This is a genomic window from Paenibacillus cookii, from assembly GCF_018333375.1.
Taxonomy (GTDB): Bacteria; Bacillota; Bacilli; order Paenibacillales; family Paenibacillaceae; genus Paenibacillus_AQ; species Paenibacillus_AQ cookii.
The window spans coordinates 16,753-31,199 of the sequence record NZ_BORW01000034.1; the positions used below are offsets into that span (position 1 = coordinate 16,753).

Below are 14,447 nucleotides of genomic sequence, written 5' to 3' on the forward strand. Positions count from 1 at the left end.
TATCTTCCCCTTTTTCGATCGGATTTTTTGAACAACTGTTGCGTAAAACGGTCCAGTACGATAGCCAAAATAACGATCACCAGTCCGGCTTCAAAACCTTTGCCGATTTGCAGCTGGGTAACGGCGCGGTATACTTCCGCTCCGATCCCCTGCGCGCCGATCATCGAAGCGATGACCACCATGGACAGCGACAGCATGATCGTCTGGTTCACGCCCGCCATCAGCGTCGGCATCGCGAGCGGCAGCTGCACCTTAAACAGCTTCTGGCCCGAAGTCGAACCAAAGGCATCCGCGGCTTCCGTCAACTCGCCCGACACTTGCTGAATGCCCAGCATGGTGAGGCGGATGGTCGGCGGAATCGCAAAAATGACGGAGGCGATGACGCCCGGCACGACCCCGATGCTGAAGAAGGTGACGGCAGGGATCAAATAAACGAACGCCGGCATCGTCTGCATGAAATCGAGCAGCGGCGTGATGATCCGGGCAGCGCCTTTGCTGTATGCGCACCAAATCCCGATCGGTATGCCGACGACGACGGAAATCAGCGCGGCCGTAATGACGAGGCTTAAGGAATCCATCGTTTGGGACCAATACCCCAAATCATAAATCAGCAGGAAGCCGATGACGGAGAACAGGGCCAGCGACCAGCGCCCGACCAGGAAGGCCAGGATGCCCAAAATAACGATAAAAAGAAAAGGATGAGGCAGCATGAACACCCAGGTAAAGGCATTGACGATCCCTTCAATGGCGCCGGAGATCATGTCGAACAAAAACTTCAGATGATCTTCCATCCAGCCCACGATCGTCTCAATCCATTCATCCAGCGGTAGTTTCGGCATCCGGAATCACCTCCTTCGGATGGTTTTGTCCGGCGAGGGCACCAAGCAGTGCTCCGCGGACAATAACGCCGAGAAGGCGATTTTCGTCGTCGACGACGGCCAGCGGCACCTTGGACAGGCTCGTGATTTCGAACAATTCGTTCATGACGACGTCCGGATGGACGCGCGGCCCGTCGACGATCAGAATGTCTTCCAGCGACTGTCCGCCGCGCATGGCGGCCGAAGCGTCCTCCGCCGTGATGACGCCGAGCAGGCGTTTGGCGCGGTCGACGACGAACAGGTTGGAAATGCCGCGTTCGCGCATCAGCTCCAGCGCGACGCGCGGTCCCCTGTCGGCCATGATGGTTTCCGGACGACGCATGACATGGGATGCGGTCAGCACCTTCGAAAGGTCGACATCCTCCACGAAACGTTCCACATAGGCGTTGGCCGGTTGGGTCAAAATTTCCTCCGGCGTTCCGACCTGCACGACGGCGCCGTCTTTCATCAGCGCGATCCGGTCTCCGATCCGGAGCGCTTCATCGAGATCATGCGTAATGAAGACGATCGTTTTTTTCATCTTCTCCTGCAGATCCAAGAGCTCATCCTGCATATCCCGCCGGATCAGCGGATCAAGCGCGCTGAAGGCTTCGTCCATCAGCAGAATTTCGGGATCGTTGGCAAGCGCCCTGGCCAGGCCGACCCGCTGCTGCATCCCGCCGCTGAGTTCGTCCGGGCGTTTGCTTTCCCAGCCCGCAAGTCCGACGAGCTCCAGCGATTGCTTCGCTTTTTCCCGCCGCTGGCGTTTATCCGCTTTTTGTATTTCAAGCCCGTATTCCACGTTTTCAAGCACGGTGCGGTGCGGAAACAGCGCAAACTTTTGGAACACCATGCTGATCGTTTGGCGGCGGACGGTACGCAGCTGCTCCTTGTTCATTTTCATCAGATCTTTGCCATGCACGAGGATTTCCCCGGACGTCGGCTCGATGAGGCGGTTCAGCATCCGCACAAGCGTCGATTTGCCGCTGCCGGACAATCCCATGATGACGAAAATTTCGCCGGCCTCGATATCGAGGCTGACCCGGTTCACGCCAACCGTAACGTTTTTCTCCTTGGCTATTCTTTCTTTGGTCCAACCTTGCTCGAGAAGCTCCACGCAGCTCTCCGCGTGGGGACCGAACAATTTGCTTACCTTATGAAGCTGTAAGATGGACAAATGAATCCCCCCTTTAAACCAGTTAGAGCACAAAAATTGCAAAAACCCATGATTCGGATCGGCGGCCCTTTAAACAGCAGAAAAAAAGAGCGCCGATGGAATCCGTGGCGTTGAACGATGCAACAACTAACAATATCGTAACAAACGTTTTAACAGTATGTAAAGAACGTACAGAAAAAACTGTACAAACCATTCCTCAGATTTCCTCCCATATGCTCCCGTATGCGGCTTCTGAGGCTTCTTTACTTTTAAAAGGCGTTTTTCTACAATAGACCAAGAAGGTTGTTGCCTCTGGATTTTCGTCTAAGCGATGAGTGATCTAACGGAAAACACCCGAGAGAATGGCTGAACTATAAGGAGGTTGCAAGCATGGGCTTGGACCCGGGCAAAGAAGCGCAGCATGCGGCGCTGGACAAAATACGCAAACGTGTGATCGAAACGATCGGGCGAAATATGGACTTATACGGCATTTCCTTATCGACGGGACATCTCTATGGCCTGCTTTTTTTTGCGGACAAGCCGATGACGCTGGACGAGATGGGCGCCGAAATGAAGATGAGCAAAACCAGTATGAGTACGGGCGTTCGCACGCTTCTTGATCTGAAAATGGTAAACAAGGTTTGGGAAAAAGGCTCGCGCAAAGACCTGTATGAAGTGGAGTACGATTGGTACCAGACGTTTACCGACTTTTTTGACATCAAATGGAGAAAGTCCGTGGAATCCAACATGATGGTCCTTCGCAAAGCGACGGATGAAATCAATAAAATGGAAAAGGAATACGCGGAAGATCCGGAAATGATGGAGATGCTGCGCAAAGACAAAGCCAAGCTCCAGGATGCGTTCGCTTATTACCAGTGGCTGGACCGGCTGATCGATACCTTTGAAAACGGGGACATTTACAAGCTGGTACCGAAAGTGCCGCCCAGGGAAAATTAATCATAGAGGACCGGGATGCTTCAGGCTCCCAAGGTCCTTTTTTTGTGCCTTGGGCCCGTGGATCGGCGGTGTTGAAACCTTTTGTCAAGCGGGTACGTCAGGAAGGGAAAACGTCACGAGTAAGAGGGGGATTCCATGAAAAAGTACGGCTTGCTTATGCTCATCGTTATGCTGGCCTTCATCTTCGGCTGTTCCGACCGGCAGGAGCCGCAAAACGGCAAAAAAACCCCAGAAACGCCTCGCCATACGGAGAAACCGGGAGCAGACGGCCAAACATCCAAGGGCGCCGATGTAGTCGACATGCACGGGATGGTCCAAAACCTGGGACGGCTGGATGCTTTCGTGAACGAAAAAGAGGGAACGCAGCGGCTGATCCGGTACACGATCGAAGGCGATCCCATGTACTATGATATCACGCGCAAAAACGGCCGGATCGAACTGCGGCTGGATTCGACGATGGACGAATACGGTTCGGGCACGGTACAGATCTTTGACTGCGGCCGGATGAACCGCGGGGAAACGGAAACGCAAATCCGGTATGTTCTTACGGGCTGCGCAGGGGAAAGGGAGGAGGTCGAGCTGTTGACGATTCATTTTGACGTGAGCAGGCAGGACCGCTTCGATTTTGTTCTGAAGTACGGTCCCGGCTTGAAAAATGAAATCCATACGGCGGAACAGAAGTTTGTGAAAAGCCTCGACGACGGCGCAGCAACGGTCAGCGACTTCGCCATTCCGGAAAAGGACCTCCAGAAAATATACCGCGCCTTGGTCCTTGCCGGTTACCTGACCGGGAAAAAGCTCTCTGCTGCCTGCAGCGGCCCCGCGGGGGATGCGTATGATCTGACGGTATACATCAACAGCGGCGAGCGGAAGTTTCGGTGGAATTCCTGCGACGGCAGTCCGGACGGCAAGCAAATGACGGCGGTAGCGGAGGAAATCATCGGGATCGTGCACTCGGGTTCCGTCTATCGGTCCTTGCCGAAGACGGCGGCGGAGCAAGGGACGGGAAATTAACTACAGCGAAAAGCACTTTTTTTCTTTCTTTTGCATGGTTTTGCCGATCCGGGCCGTCAAACGTTAATAGAAGCCATTCCTCGAGGAAAAAAGGCGGTCTGCTGCAGAAGAACGAATCTTGAACAGAAAGACGTGAACCCTATTGAATATGTTCGCTACGTTTTCAAAAGCAAGCGTTCAGTCGTTATGGATGGCCTGGGAATCGGTGTTTGACCAAATGACGAAATGGCGGAGTTCCTCCGTTCAAACCTATGGAATTTGCAAACTTGTGGTGAAGAGGCATCACGGAAAAAGCCTGGAATGCCATACCGGAGAATGGATTCATGCCGGCGATTGGGTGGGGGAGCTTCATCTGGACAACCGGCAGGTGCTCCGGCTCTCCAAGGAGCTGGGGGCCGACCGTGCGGCGCTGCTGACCGCCAGAATGCTGCGGAAATCGATGCAGGAGATCAGCGCGGCGTTCGAAACCGATCCCGGGCTAGCGCATGTCAAAGCGCTGACCGGCATTACGCTGCTGCACCGCGGGATGATCCACGGGCTTGGCTTTGAGCTGCATCCGCTGAAGTCCAAGAGCTTCCGGATGTTCTCGACCTATTACTTGCGCCTGCTGCTCCGGGTGCTGCATCCGGAAGGCGGAGCCCGCACGAAGCGGCAGGTTACGAAGCTTGTCCCGAAAATGCTGCTGATGACGAGGCAGTCTTTGCTTTTGCGCTATCGGCAGGAAGCATGGGCAAAGGGCGGCGGTATGGCCGCGATCGTGTCATGATGGCTTGTGAAGCGTTTTCAAATAGCAGCCGCCATCTTGGATGGCGGCCTGAAGGATGTCATGCGGGACATGCGCCCGATGGCCTCACCAATGGTGCTTTTTCTTATGGGGTCTGCAGACGTGGCACCGGCTCCGTTTACAGTGGCCTTTCTTACACGGGATTTCGTGACACCAGGAAAACGGATCGTGGTACTTTTTAACTTTTGGTTTATAGATAATGGTTGTGTAAGTGACGCAGCCTTTGACTTCCTTAAAACACCGCTTGAACTTTTTCGGTTTAGGATCGCATTTGCATGGATGTTTTCTCATGAAAATTTTCCCCTCCTAAAGGATATTGGTAGGCTTCCGTATACTATATTTCAGTCGGCCTGCCTTTGACAGGGACACGAAACCAACTTAATGAAATATGGGCGACGAAGAGCGTTATATCCTTTGTTCTTCGATGACGTCCATGTCGTTGGCCGGCCACCGGAAAAGCATGGAAATCCAAGGTACGACCGTTTCTTGCGGTTGTGCTTTATTTTTTTTCGAAAAGAAAATATGCCTATTTACAAATGGAAAATGGTGGGTTATGATAAAGCCATCTTATCGATCTAAAAAATTAGAATGAATTATAAATGTGGAATGATTGATTAAATTGGATCGAAATTTGAAAGAACGGGAGTGTCGCGTTTATGGATCAGAATGAGCACCAATCCATTGAAATCTCGGTGGAGCAGGCCAAATTGCTGGGGAGCGCCCAGCGGGTGAAGATTATCGGAGCGATCGTCGAGACGCCGAAAACGGCCAAGCAAGTAGCCGATGAACTTGGGGAATCGCCGGGAAGCATCCACTATCATATTCAGAAATTGCACGACGGCGGATTGATCGATTTGGTGGAGACCCGGACTGTCGGGGGCATCGTGGAGAAATATTATAAGTCCAAGGCAAAGTGGTTCAACACCAAGGGAACGCAGCTTGTCGATCCGGTGCTGGCAGACGATTATCAAGCGGCATCCAGCACGAAAATGAACGTGAGAATGCAGCTCACTCCGGAGCAGCACGAGGAAATGACGGCCGAATTCAAGGCTCTGCTCGAAACATGGGTTGCGAAGACCTCGGCATCGAAAGCGAAAAACAGCCGGGAATATGCGATCGGAATTCGGGTGATTTCGGCGGAAGCGGCAAAATAACCGGCCAACCAAATCGGGTTGCTTGGGTTATGAATAATGACAAACGGGAAGGGTGTATGGGATGGGGATTTTTAAGAATCGTAATTTCACGCTGCTGTTCATCGGCCGGATCCTGACGAATATCGGGGACAGTTTGTATGCCGTTGCGGCCATGTGGCTGGTGTACAGCCTTGGCGGCTCCACGCTTTATACCGGGATCGCCGGCTTTCTATCGATCTTGCCCAGAATCATTCAGCTCTTCTCGGGGCCCATGATCGACCGCGTGCCCCTGCGGGGCCTGCTGGTATATTCCCAGCTGTTTCAGGCGGTTTTGCTGCTGGTCGTGCCCCTTGCGCATTATTTTGATTTTTTGACGGTTGGGCTGGTGCTGGCGATTACCCCGATCTTAACGACGATCAACATGTGGTTTTATCCCGCGCAAATGTCGGCGCTACCGAAAATCCTGGATAAAAAGCAGCTGACGCAGGGCAACTCCTTGTTTTCGTTTGCGTATCAAGGGATTGACGTTGCGTGCAACGCCGTGTCGGGGGCGCTCATTGTCCTGCTCGGCGCGGTTGCGCTTTATTTGTGGAACTCGCTCGGCTTCTTTATCGGGGCGCTGCTGTTTATGCAGTTGAGAATCAAAACAACACCAAGAGATTCGCATAACAACGAACAAAAGATATCCTAAAACAAAACCTCGGAATCGAACACCCGTCGCACCCCGTTCAAGGATTACGTATCGGACATGAAAGAAGGGATTCGGCTGATCCTGGCCACGCCGTTGTCGCGCATCCAACTCGGCGTGATCGTCATCAACGCGGCGGGCGGGGCGACTTTTACGGTCATGCCGGCTTTCGCCGACGGTCTGGGCGGGCCCGGGATCTATGGAATGCTGCTGATGGCCGGGGCTTGCGGCAGTTTGCTTGGCGCCCTCCTCGCGCCTTATATGAAGCTGGAGAGGGTTCGCCTCGGCGTTGTTTTTGCCGCTGCCTTCTGCTTATCCGGAATCGCGTGGTGCCTGAGCGTATTCAGCAGTTGGACGTGGCTCGTCGTTTTGGTTTATGGGCTGGCCTGGTTCCCGGGAGGCGTCACCAACGTTATCATCAATACGGTCATTCAAAAAGGCGTGCCGGAAAAAAACATGGGAACGGTTTTTGCCGCGGCTTCCGGGTTAAGCGGCATCGCGATGCCGCTGGGCAATTTGCTTGGCGGCAGCGCAGGCGTCGTGACGTCAAGCTCGGCCGTCATTGCCGTTTGCGGGCTCGCGGTGCTGGGCGTGGGCATCTATTGGATGTTCGACCCGGTCACGCGAAAGCTGCCTGCGGCCGATGACATGGATCAATCCTGGTTTGCTTCCCCGGAAAAAACGAATGCGGCGCAAGCGACCCCATCGCTATAATTCTATATCCCTTTTCTTCATATAAAGTGGTGCGGCCCCGCAGGATGAAGTCCTTTACGGGGCCGTTTTTTACACCGGCTGAAGGCTGAAATGGTTTGCGAAGGGCCGGTTGGTTCAATCGGACTTTTAGTTGCTCTCGGTAAGGAGAGAATTCGGATCCATAGAGGTATCAAATGGGTATAGACCGTTGGTCATCCGGAAAGATTCTTGTCCCCCTGTGCTTGTCAGGCTAGTCTGCATAATGTGAACAAGTCCCTCATAGACATGTATCAATCAAGTAAAACATGTGCTAAAGGGGATGATGTCATGCGCCGGATGTCATGGGTACTCGCCATGATCTTGTGCGTTACCGTCGTATTTGCCGGGTGCGGCAAAAAGGACGCCGCTTCCGTAGTCAAAGGATTAACCGATGTGGCCGACACACTGCAAAGCAAGGAGGGATCTTATAAAGGAACGGGCAAAATGACGTTGTATACGGGCGAAAAACCGCAGGAATACGACATTGAGGTCTGGTACCAAAATCCTTCCTACTACCGGATCAGCCTGACCAACGCGCAAAAGGACGTGACGCAGATCGTTCTCCGCAATGACGACGGCGTATTCGTCCTGACGCCCAGCCTGAAGAAAAGCTTCCGTTTCAAGAGCGACTGGCCCGAAAACCAAGGGCAGGTCTACTTATACCAATCCCTGGTGCAGGGCATCTTGAGCGACAAAACCCGCCAGTTCGCCGAGGACAAAGACGCTTATGTATTCGACGTTGCGGCCAATTACCACAGCTCGTCCCTGGTTCGCCAAAAAATTTGGCTCAGCAAAGACAACTACGCTCCGAAGCAGGTCCAGGTATCCGACGCCGAAGCGCATGTCATGGTGGAAGTGAAATTCAGCGACTTCAAGTTCGATGCCAAGTTCGAAAAGGATTCCTTCGACATGAACCGGAACATGGCGTCCGCAGGCGATCCGACGCTGGGCATGGTGACGGAAGTGGATGAGAACGGAAATCCAATCTCCGCGGATGATTCGCAGGAAGCCGAAAACGCGGCGGCGCCAACAGTGCTCGGAGACTTCGGAACGATCGAGCCGGTGTACATGCCGGAAGGCGTTGAACAGAAGGATGTCCACAAAATAGAGGACAGCGCAAACCATACGGTCCTTCTCCGTTATGACGGAACTTATCAATATACCATCATGGAATCGCGCTCCCCGGACTTGGCCGTATCCTCCCTGGCATCCGGAGATGTCGTCGATCTCGGCTTTACGGCAGGGCTTTATACCGAAGACGAGCAAAAGACGCTGACCTGGATGAACGACGAAGGCATCGAATTCCGCATCACGAGCAGCAACCTGCCGTTCGACGAGATGAAAAAAATCGCCGTGTCGCTGCAGGAGCAGACCGGAAAATAACTTCACGCGGGCGGATTCTCCGCTGCAGGGCAGCTGCTCTGCGGCAGGGGAATCCGCTTTTTTGCTTGCGGGATGGATCGGTACGCCCGTGTGGTACGGTAAACATGCCCGAAACCGCCCCGCCGTGGTTCATTGACAGTGGCCTTTTCGAACATTACGATTAATGAGCGAGCTTGGCGTAAAACGTAAGAGAAGGTGACTGCAAAAAATGCAAGTTCAATATAGAGCAACACAGGCGGAAATCAATTTGGATCATCTCATCGAGAACTATAAAGCATTCCGGCATGCGCTTCCCGAAGGGATGCGGCTGCTGGCCTGCGTCAAGGCGGACGCTTACGGCCATGGCGCCGTGGAAGTGGCAAGGGCGCTGGAGCAAGCCGGCGCGGACTATTTGAGCGTCGCCTTTCTGGATGAGGCGATCCAGCTTCGCCGGGCAGGCATTCAGGTGCCGGTGCTGGTGCTGGGGTATACGCCCCCGGAAGGAATCCAGGCCGCCTGGGAGCATCGGGTGACGGTGACCGTATTCAGCCCAGAGGTGCTTGAGGCGATCCGGCGCCTGCCGGAAGCAAGCCTGGAGCGGCCACTCAAGGTGCACGTCAAAATCGACAGCGGCATGGGACGCCTGGGGCTGCTGCCCGGGGACGGCGCGGTGTCCTTCATCGAGGAGGCCGCGGCTTTGCCTCAGGCCGAAGTCGAAGGGATGTTCACCCATTTTTCCAAAGCCGACGAAGAGGACAAAAGCTATACGCAGGTGCAATACCGCCGGTTTGCCGGCGTCGTTGCAGCCATGGAGCAAAAAGGCATCCGCCTCCCGATTCTCCATACCGGAAACAGCGCGACCGCGATCGACATGCCGGAGCTGAGCTTCAACATGGTGCGGATCGGGATCAGCCTATACGGCCTGTACCCATCGGATGAGGTCAACCGTCAGCGCGTGGCTCTGCGCCCCGTCATGTCGCTGAAAACCAACATTTCGTTGGTCAAAAAGCTGCCCCCGCATTGGGGCGTAAGTTATGGCGCAAGATATGTAACAGAAGCAGAGGAAATGATCGCTACGCTCCCGATCGGGTATGCCGACGGTTACTCCCGGATGCTGAGCGGCAAGGCGGAGGTGCTGATCCGCGGGCGCCGCGTGCCCGTGGCCGGAACGATCTGCATGGACCAGTGCATGGTGTCGCTCAAGTCCTTCGGGAAAGAAGCGGAAGAGATCGGGGCCGGCGAAGAGGTGGTGCTGATCGGCAGCCAATCCGGCTCAAGCATCACCGCCGACGAACTGGCTTCCTGGCTTGGCACGATCAACTACGAGGTCGTCTGCATGATCGCGGGCCGGGTACCGCGCCTGTACGTTCGCGGCGGAAATCACGTCCGATTGGTCAACTCCCTCCTCCCTGAATAAAAGGAAAAAAATGGCCGCCCGACTTTTCCGAAACAGCTAGCAGGAATAACTTGCCTGCTTCTCGAATAAGGATTTATGCCGAGATTGTCTGTACGGAAACCGCGGCTGTAGTTTATAATGGAATGCAGCATACCTGATATACCTTCGGCATATATATTCCTTTGTATAAATTTCCTTGAATAAAGTAATACTGGTGCACAAGGGTGTGAAGGTTGTGGGGGTGGAAGAAAAGGTGGCTAATATGCAGAATACCAAACGAATTATGATCAGCTTGCCGGATCATCTTTTGCAGGAAGTGGATGGCATCGTTGCGATGGAAAATTCCAACCGCAGCGAATTGATCAGGCAGGCCATGAAGCTGTATCTGATGGAACGGAAAAAGCGTTACATTCGCGAGTCCATGCAGCGCGGTTACATGGAAATGGCCAAAATCAATTTGACGATGGCCTCTGAGGCGTTTCATGCGGAGGAAGATGCAGACAGCACTTTAGGTCGCTTAGTGAGCGGGGTGTAAACATTGATCGTAAAACGCGGCGACGTTTTTTTTGCGGATCTGTCACCCGTTGTCGGTTCTGAACAAGGCGGAGTAAGACCGGTGCTGGTCATCCAAAACGATATCGGCAACCGTTTCAGTCCTACGGTCATCGTAGCGGCGATTACGGCCCAGATTCAGAAAGCCAAGCTGCCGACGCATGTCGAAATCGATGCGGCTTCGCATGGCTTTGACAGGGACTCTGTCATATTGCTGGAGCAAATCCGAACCATTGACAAGCAAAGGCTGACGGACAAAATCACCCACCTGGACGAGGAAACGATGAAAAAGGTGGATGATTCCCTGCAGATCAGTTTGAGCTTGATCGACTTTTAACCATGAATAGTGCAGTGAAAAGGCGTGCCCGGGGGGGCCGCCTTTTTTCGTTTTTTGCGGTCTGGATAAAGTTTCCACGGACCCAAATCCTTGAAAGATCGCGTAAAAAGATTGTAAAATACAAGCCTCGCACCCGAGCATTTTTGACAAAGCGTTAACGCAAGTGCCGACAAAAACCGGCAGATTGAAGGGAATAAATGCCCCCGGAAAGAAGCATCTGCCATCCTTGTTTGCCTCTTCCAAAGATGTCCGCTGGAAATGTAGGCAAAAGTTTGTGATAATATACAAGAACCTAGCTTTACTTTTTAGAAAAATATCTAAATTTTTTAGACCGTTTTACGAGGATTTTACGCCAATTTGGAACTTGAAGCTCCATGCCTTGCATGTAATGCGGGTGGAGAACGAAATTTTACATGACAACCATAAATGCATAAAAAGCGCCATTAAACGAACGAAATATACGAACGAACGATGCAATTGTCGCCGAAACAAGCGAATTGAACGGGAAAGAGGGATTTCATATGACGGAAAAAGCAGTTGTCGACATGAATACGGAAGAACAGAAGGCGATCGAACAGGAACGGATCATCCAGCAGACCGCGAAGGAATTGCAGCTTTCGCTGAAGCAGATCCGCACGACGGTCGAGCTTCTGGACGAAGGGAACACCATTCCGTTTATAGCCAGATACCGCAAGGAAATGACCGGGGAACTCGACGAAAACCAGCTGCGCGATATCGAGGAACGGGTTCACTATTTGCGCAATTTGGAGGAACGGAAACGCGAAGTCATCCGGATCATCGACGAGCAGGGCAAGCTGACGGGCGAGCTGAAGACGGCCATCGAGAAGGCGGTCAAGCTGCAGGAAGTGGAGGATTTATATCGTCCTTACCGGCAAAAACGCAAAACGCGGGCAAGCGTCGCCAAGGAAAAGGGACTGGAGCTGCTGGCGGAATGGATCATGGGGCAGCCGAAGCAGGGGGATCTGCAGAAGGAAGCCGCGAAATACGTGGATGCCGAAAAAGGCGTGGAGAGCACGGACGACGCCATTGCCGGCGCAATGGACATTTTGGCGGAAAACATGGCCGACGACGCGACGATCCGCTCCTGGGTCCGCCGTTATACGATGGATCATGCGATGTTGACCTCGGAAGCCAAGGATGCCGAGCAGGAATCGGTGTACGAAAACTATTACAATTACCGCGAGCTTGCCAAAAAGATGCCGCCTCACCGGATTTTGGCGATCAACCGGGGCGAACGCGAAAACGTGCTCAAAGTGGGGCTTGAGGTATCGGCCGAGCCGATCCACAATTTCATGGCGCGCCAGACCGTAAAGGGGCCGTCCATCGTGCAGAACCTCCTGACCGCGGTCATTGAAGATGCGTACAAACGTCTCATCGCGCCTTCGATCGAACGGGAAATCCGCGCGGAACTTACGGAAAAAGGGGAAAATCAAGCGATCTCCATCTTCTCCGGCAACCTGCGCAGCCTGCTGCTGCAGCCGCCGGTCAAAGGAAGATGCGTGCTCGGCGTAGACCCGGCGTACCGGACGGGCTGCAAGCTGGCCGTCGTCGACGAGACGGGCAAGCTGCTTGAGGTGGCGGTCACCTATCCGACGCCTCCGAACAACAAGAAAAAGGAATCTGCGGAGAAATTCCGCGAGCTGATCAACAAATACGGGATCGAGCTGATCGTCATCGGCAACGGCACCGCTTCGCGCGAAACCGAGCAGTTCGTGGCGGAAGTGATCGGGGAGCTGCAGGATCGTAACCTGGCGTACCTGATCGTCAATGAGGCGGGCGCGAGCGTATATTCGGCCTCGAAGCTGGCGCAGGAAGAGTTCCCGGACCTGGACGTAGCGGAACGGAGCGCGGTTTCCATTGCCCGCCGGGTGCAAGACCCGCTTGCGGAGCTGGTCAAAATCGAGCCGAAAGCGATCGGCGTCGGGCAATACCAGCATGACGTCTCGCAAAAGCATCTGGACGAAAGCCTGAAGGCGGTCGTGGAATCGGCCGTCAACCACGTCGGCGTCGACGTCAACACGGCTTCGCCGTCGCTTTTGTCTTACGTGGCCGGGGTCAACGCGACGCTGGCGAAAAACATCGTGAAATACCGCGATTCGAACGGCAAATTCATCAGCCGCAAACAGCTGCAAAACGTGCCGCGCCTCGGCGCCAAAACGTATGAGCAATGCGTCGGCTTCCTGCGGATTTCGGACGGGGAGAACCCGCTGGACCGCACGCCGATCCACCCGGAATCGTATCCGGTGGTCGATCGTTTGTTCAAGGAGCTGGGCATCGGCATGGACAAGCTGGGCACGCAGGAGCTGTCGGATTTGCTGGCGCAGCAGCATGTCGGCCAGCTCGCCGAAGCGCTTGACGTCGGCGTGCCGACCTTGCGCGACATTTTGGAAAGCTTGCAGCGCCCGGGCCGCGACCCGCGCGAGGAGCTGCCGCTGCCGATTTTCCGGACGGACGTGCTGAAGATCGAGGATTTGTCTCCGGGCATGGAGCTTCAGGGCACCGTGCGCAACGTGATCGACTTCGGGGCCTTCGTGGATATCGGCATCAAAAGCGACGGGCTCGTGCATATTTCGCAGCTGAGCGAAGGTTACGTCAAACATCCGATGGACGTCGTCTCCGTCGGGGACAATGTAACGGTTTGGGTGCTGAACGTGGATTTGAAAAAAGGCCGCGTCGGTTTGACGATGCGCAAGCCGAAAGATCAGCAATAAAAGGCGGTAAAAACGAATAAGCCCCTGTCGAAAAAATCGATAGACCGGGGCTTATTTCCGCATGTCTTTATAAGGGAAGCCGGTTACTCTTTCAGGGGGCGTCCGGGTTTGCTTGAACGGGGGCGGAGAGCTTCTTTTTGGCCCGGAAACGCCGCACCTTCATCAGGTTGCCGCACATTTTGTCGTCGCAATACCGCTTGGAGCGGTTGCGCGTATCGTCATAATACACCCAAAGGCAGTCCGGGTTGTCGCAGATGCGGATTCTGGACGTTTCGCCATTCGCCAGCACGGACGCAAAGGAGGCCGCTATTTCGGCCATGCTTTGCGTCCAATCGGCGTTGGCCGGAAGATACGCTAGGCTCACGGCTTCATCGGCCGCACGGGTCAATTTGCGGTATACCGGCGCTTTTTCCATCCAGTCGTTCAGCATCCCGATCTGATCATCGGTCATGTTTTCTCCGGCGACGATCCGCCCAATGAGCTCCCGCAGAAATGCCCGGAGCTTTTTTAGTTCGCGGAGTTCCGCTGGATCCGGAAGGCTGGCGGCGGTAATGCCGTTTTCCTGCATAAACCGGCGAAGCCACGTTTCCTTCTCCAAACGGTCCTCTTCGCGTCCGCTGCCCCGCCAATCATGCCAATGGCTGTTCACGAAATCATCCCATAACATGGCCTCAATTCATCCTTTCTATATGTGCATTGTAGCAATCACGGATGGCTTTTGCCATCTTTGGCCGCGAACCGCCGGGA

Annotated in this window: 11 protein-coding genes and 2 pseudogenes; 10 read left to right on the top strand and 3 right to left on the bottom strand. The window is 54.2% G+C overall.

Annotation, left to right across the window (positions count from 1 at the left end):
* Window positions 1-22 precede the first annotated feature (22 nt).
* Together KI367_RS22090 and KI367_RS22095 are read right to left on the bottom strand one after the other, a co-directional pair.
* Window positions 23-839, bottom strand: a pseudogene (locus KI367_RS22090) (ABC transporter permease); the annotation flags it as partial.
* Window positions 817-2,034 carry a quaternary amine ABC transporter ATP-binding protein gene (locus tag KI367_RS22095; RefSeq protein ID WP_212952183.1) on the bottom strand — a complete coding sequence of 406 codons (1,218 nt, stop codon included), beginning with the start codon at window positions 2,032-2,034 and terminating at the stop codon, window positions 817-819. The gene KI367_RS22095 and the pseudogene KI367_RS22090, both read right to left, overlap by 23 nt.
* 369 nt (window positions 2,035-2,403) lie before the next feature.
* On the opposite strand from KI367_RS22095, the gene KI367_RS22100 reads away from it, so the two are divergent.
* The 10 genes and pseudogenes from KI367_RS22100 (at window position 2,404) to KI367_RS22145 (ending at window position 13,700) form a co-directional block, all read left to right on the top strand.
* The gene (locus KI367_RS22100) at window positions 2,404-2,970 is read left to right on the top strand and encodes a GbsR/MarR family transcriptional regulator (RefSeq protein ID WP_212952184.1); all 567 of its coding nucleotides are present in this window, start codon (window positions 2,404-2,406) and stop codon (window positions 2,968-2,970) included.
* Window positions 2,971-3,105: 135 nt separating this feature from the next.
* A complete protein-coding gene (locus tag KI367_RS22105; RefSeq protein WP_212952185.1) occupies window positions 3,106-3,984 on the top strand; it encodes a DUF4362 domain-containing protein in 879 nt (292 codons plus the stop codon).
* 148 nt (window positions 3,985-4,132) lie between these two features.
* A complete protein-coding gene (locus tag KI367_RS22110; protein ID WP_036713118.1) occupies window positions 4,133-4,750 on the top strand; it encodes a YkoP family protein in 618 nt (205 codons plus the stop codon).
* A gap of 674 nt (window positions 4,751-5,424) precedes the next feature.
* Window positions 5,425-5,922: a winged helix-turn-helix domain-containing protein gene (locus KI367_RS22115; RefSeq protein ID WP_036713072.1), complete on the top strand. Its 498-nt coding sequence runs from the start codon at window positions 5,425-5,427 to the stop codon at window positions 5,920-5,922.
* 61 nt (window positions 5,923-5,983) lie between these two features.
* A pseudogene (locus KI367_RS27655) lies at window positions 5,984-7,303 on the top strand (MFS transporter).
* A gap of 306 nt (window positions 7,304-7,609) precedes the next feature.
* Entirely contained in the window at window positions 7,610-8,704 is a 1,095-nt protein-coding gene (locus KI367_RS22125; RefSeq protein ID WP_036713073.1) for an outer membrane lipoprotein-sorting protein, read from the top strand.
* A 208-nt stretch (window positions 8,705-8,912) separates the two neighbouring features.
* Window positions 8,913-10,100: an alanine racemase gene (alr, locus tag KI367_RS22130; RefSeq protein WP_212952186.1), complete on the top strand. Its 1,188-nt coding sequence runs from the start codon at window positions 8,913-8,915 to the stop codon at window positions 10,098-10,100.
* A 232-nt stretch (window positions 10,101-10,332) separates the two neighbouring features.
* A complete protein-coding gene (locus tag KI367_RS22135) occupies window positions 10,333-10,614 on the top strand; it encodes a CopG family ribbon-helix-helix protein (RefSeq protein ID WP_036713120.1) in 282 nt (93 codons plus the stop codon).
* A 3-nt stretch (window positions 10,615-10,617) separates the two neighbouring features.
* Window positions 10,618-10,968: a type II toxin-antitoxin system PemK/MazF family toxin gene (locus tag KI367_RS22140; RefSeq protein ID WP_036648300.1), complete on the top strand. Its 351-nt coding sequence runs from the start codon at window positions 10,618-10,620 to the stop codon at window positions 10,966-10,968.
* Between the two features lie 521 nt (window positions 10,969-11,489).
* A complete protein-coding gene (locus KI367_RS22145) occupies window positions 11,490-13,700 on the top strand; it encodes a Tex family protein (protein WP_212952187.1) in 2,211 nt (736 codons plus the stop codon).
* A gap of 91 nt (window positions 13,701-13,791) precedes the next feature.
* Here KI367_RS22145 and KI367_RS22150 read toward each other — a convergent pair whose 3' ends face one another.
* On the bottom strand, window positions 13,792-14,367 hold the full coding sequence (locus KI367_RS22150; RefSeq protein ID WP_212952188.1) for a CGNR zinc finger domain-containing protein: 576 nt from the start codon (window positions 14,365-14,367) through the stop codon (window positions 13,792-13,794).
* Between the last annotated feature and the right edge of the window lie 80 nt (window positions 14,368-14,447).

Coding starts and splice junctions, on each gene's coding strand:
- KI367_RS22100 (WP_212952184.1), top strand. CDS start 2,404: ATGGGCTTGGACCCGGGCAAAGAAGCGCAGCATGCGGCGCTGGACAAA.
- KI367_RS22105 (WP_212952185.1), top strand. CDS start 3,106: ATGAAAAAGTACGGCTTGCTTATGCTCATCGTTATGCTGGCCTTCATC.
- KI367_RS22110 (WP_036713118.1), top strand. CDS start 4,133: ATGTTCGCTACGTTTTCAAAAGCAAGCGTTCAGTCGTTATGGATGGCC.
- KI367_RS22115 (WP_036713072.1), top strand. CDS start 5,425: ATGGATCAGAATGAGCACCAATCCATTGAAATCTCGGTGGAGCAGGCC.
- KI367_RS22125 (WP_036713073.1), top strand. CDS start 7,610: ATGCGCCGGATGTCATGGGTACTCGCCATGATCTTGTGCGTTACCGTC.
- alr (WP_212952186.1), top strand. CDS start 8,913: ATGCAAGTTCAATATAGAGCAACACAGGCGGAAATCAATTTGGATCAT.
- KI367_RS22145 (WP_212952187.1), top strand. CDS start 11,490: ATGACGGAAAAAGCAGTTGTCGACATGAATACGGAAGAACAGAAGGCG.
- KI367_RS22150 (WP_212952188.1), bottom strand. CDS start 14,367: ATGTTATGGGATGATTTCGTGAACAGCCATTGGCATGATTGGCGGGGC.